Below are 2628 nucleotides of genomic sequence, written 5' to 3'. Positions count from 1 at the left end.
GCGCTTGTTGCGCCTGACTGATGATACGCGCTTCACCGGACCACTCAACGTACTGTTCCTCGCTGAACATGCCGACGCCAATCGGGTTGAAGATGAGATCAAGTCCGGATTCCTCGCGTAGTCCGTCGTTTCCTAAGAAGATTTCACGGCAGAGGACGTATCCATAGCGGAATAACCCGTCGTTTGCTGTTGATGGTGTATAAAGCGGTCCAGCTTCTGGTGTTTTGGCGCGATCAAGCAGAATCGTCCCGGTCGCATCGATGATGACAGCGCGATCGAGATTCGCTTCATCCTTGTAACCGAGGACGATGGCTGTTTTGAACTGTTTGGCAAGGTGTTGCACGCGTTCGAGTTCTGCGACCGTACAATAGCCTTCCGGGTAGACAATCAGATCGACTTCAGGATAAGCGGCGATTTCACGTTCGAATTGCTCGAGTCCGGTCTCGCGTTTTGGTTGAGCGATTAATAATTTCATCAAAACATCCTCTCAGGTATAAATATATCTGAAAAATCAGACTTTCCATTCGTCATGATTTTACCATTAGTGGTAAAATAAAGCATATCGCTTTTTGATAAATTTTACTGCAAATGAAGGAAGGTCATCAGCTTGAACATTTCAAAAACCATTCTTGTGACACGCTATCTACCGGCGATGAAGGATTTTTACATAAAACAGATCGGATTCCCGCTCGTCTCGGAAACGAACGAGTCGTTTACGATGCAAATCGGTACCGATCAACTGACATATCGACAGACGGACGATGTTGATACGCAATACCATATGGCGTTCAACATTCCGGAAAACGTCTTCCAACAAGGAAAAGCGTGGCTCGTAGAACGGACACCACTCTTGATCGAAGATGGACAGGACGAGATTTATTTTGACTTCACGGACTCGCATTCCTGCTATTTTTATGATCCAGATGAAAATGTCTTGGAGCTGATCGCGCGGCATCAAATCAATCCATCTAAAGCGGAACCGACGTTTGATGTGTCCGACATCCTCGGAATCGGTGAGATGAGTCTGACGGTGAAAGACGTGCTTGAAGTGGGTGAGCAGTTAGCGGAAATCGGCGTTCTCGAACGACGGGAACGTCCGCTCAACGGCGCGTCACTCAACTTCCTCGGACCGGTCGCGGATGGAACGCATATCTTGCTCGTCCCGGAAGGACGGACATGGTTGTTCTCACCGAAGACGGCAAAGGTCAGTCCGATCGAGATGGAACTCGACGGCAGACATCGGGTCCGGCTGGATGCAGCGGGCGTATGGCATCAAAGTGCCGTTTCTTCATAATTCATTATTCTAAAAAGTGAGGGAAGTAAGATGAATAAAGCGGTGAATGCGAGTATCGCGTTCGGATTATTGTTGTTCGTGTGTGGTTTCTTTTTTCTGTTTGGCTATTTGACCCGGTCGATGCCGATTCAGCAAGGCGGTGACCCGGTCATCTTACCGGTCGCAGCCCTCCTCGTTCTCCTACCGTTCGTGATCCGTGAAGGCATGCGCGTTTTGACGTATGTTACGTTGACACGTCGACAGGTCGGCGTACTCATCTTATTTGCAATCAGTGGAATCCTACTAAGTAGTTGGATTGAGATGCAGCAGAATGTTGTCGCAATCGATTTCCGTTCCCTCTTTACGATTCATACGTACGTACTGTTCGTTTCGGGCATCATCTTGTTATGTCTCCTATTGACGGGGCTCAAACGGATGCGCGTCCGAACGAGAGTGATTTAAATGAAAAAGGACTGAATGACATGGGATACATCACAGAATTACGCAAAATCGTCGGCACACGACCGCTCGTCATGGCAGGAGCGTGTGTCATCGTCGTCAACGATAAACAAGAAGTCTTATTACAACTTCGGCAAGATAATGATTGCTGGGGACTCGCTGGTGGAGCGCTTGAGATCGGGGAGACGCTCGTAGAGACAGCAAAACGAGAATTAAGGGAAGAGACCGGTCTTGAAGCAGAGCACCTCGAATTATTGAACGTCTATTCGGGTGATGCGTTTTACTATAAGTATCCGCACGGGGATGAAGTCTATAATGTCATCTCGGCATTTCTGTGTACAGCTTATTCGGGTGAAGTAGTTCGGGATCCGTCAGAAGTCGCAGAATTACGCTTTTTCGCTATCGATCAGCTACCAGAAAACCTCAATCCACCGGAACGACCGATCTTGATGGAGTATGTTCAAAAAAAACGGACAGCGCATCACGTCTCCATTTGAAGCAAAGGGTAAAACAAAAATCTTGAATGAACTGTTCATTCAAGATTTTTTGTTGCACTGGACGCGTTTCAGCCTGAAGCATCAAGAAGACGATAAAAGATGGAAAAGTGATGCGTTTATTAGAAGGATTGGCTGGATGATTTGAGAAACGATATAACGAAATAAGTGATAGGAGAAATATGGCGATGACTAACGTAAATAAAGGTTCTACCGCAACCGTGATGACAATCTCTGACGAACGAGTACGCAAATACTTCCGCGAATCGATTGAAATACAGCGAATCGTACAGGAATTTCGTATGCTTGAAGAACTTGAGCGGACGACTATCCCGACGCCAAACGTATATGCCGTTGAATTAGAAGATTCGCCGTGCATTGAGATGCAACGGATTGACGGCA

The 2628-nt window shown here is 47.1% G+C and carries 5 protein-coding genes; 4 read left to right on the top strand and 1 reads right to left on the bottom strand.

All coding sequences use genetic code 11. The annotated features are described in order from the left end of the window. A partial coding sequence (locus B2751_RS10880) for a hypothetical protein (protein WP_290774766.1) occupies positions 1 to 475 on the bottom strand: 475 nt, incomplete at its 3' end. Between the two features lie 132 nt (positions 476 to 607). On the opposite strand from B2751_RS10880, the gene B2751_RS10875 reads away from it, so the two are divergent. From B2751_RS10875 to B2751_RS10860, 4 genes are all read left to right on the top strand, one after another. Continuing rightward, positions 608 to 1294 carry a glyoxalase gene (locus B2751_RS10875; RefSeq protein ID WP_290774764.1) on the top strand — a complete coding sequence of 229 codons (687 nt, stop codon included), beginning with the start codon at positions 608 to 610 and terminating at the stop codon, positions 1292 to 1294. A 30-nt stretch (positions 1295 to 1324) separates the two neighbouring features. Then, positions 1325 to 1735, top strand: a complete 411-nt coding sequence (locus tag B2751_RS10870; RefSeq protein WP_290774762.1) for a hypothetical protein — start codon at positions 1325 to 1327, stop codon at positions 1733 to 1735. A 20-nt stretch (positions 1736 to 1755) separates the two neighbouring features. Then, positions 1756 to 2229: an NUDIX hydrolase gene (locus B2751_RS10865; protein WP_290774760.1), complete on the top strand. Its 474-nt coding sequence runs from the start codon at positions 1756 to 1758 to the stop codon at positions 2227 to 2229. A 185-nt stretch (positions 2230 to 2414) separates the two neighbouring features. Beyond that, positions 2415 to 2628: hypothetical protein (locus B2751_RS10860; protein WP_290774758.1), on the top strand; the 214-nt coding region annotated here is incomplete at its 3' end.

Origin of the sequence: Exiguobacterium sp. UBA6282, from assembly GCF_002440475.1 — a bacterium.
GTDB lineage: Bacteria > Bacillota > Bacilli > Exiguobacteriales > Exiguobacteriaceae > Exiguobacterium_A.
Note: the sequence above shows the minus strand (reverse complement) of the source record. Positions and strands in the feature narration are given on the sequence as shown.

Excerpts from the sequence above, each read along its gene's own strand:
- B2751_RS10870 (WP_290774762.1), top strand. The coding sequence starts at position 1,325 with ATGAATAAAGCGGTGAATGCGAGTATCGCGTTCGGATTATTGTTGTTC.
- B2751_RS10865 (WP_290774760.1), top strand. The coding sequence starts at position 1,756 with ATGGGATACATCACAGAATTACGCAAAATCGTCGGCACACGACCGCTC.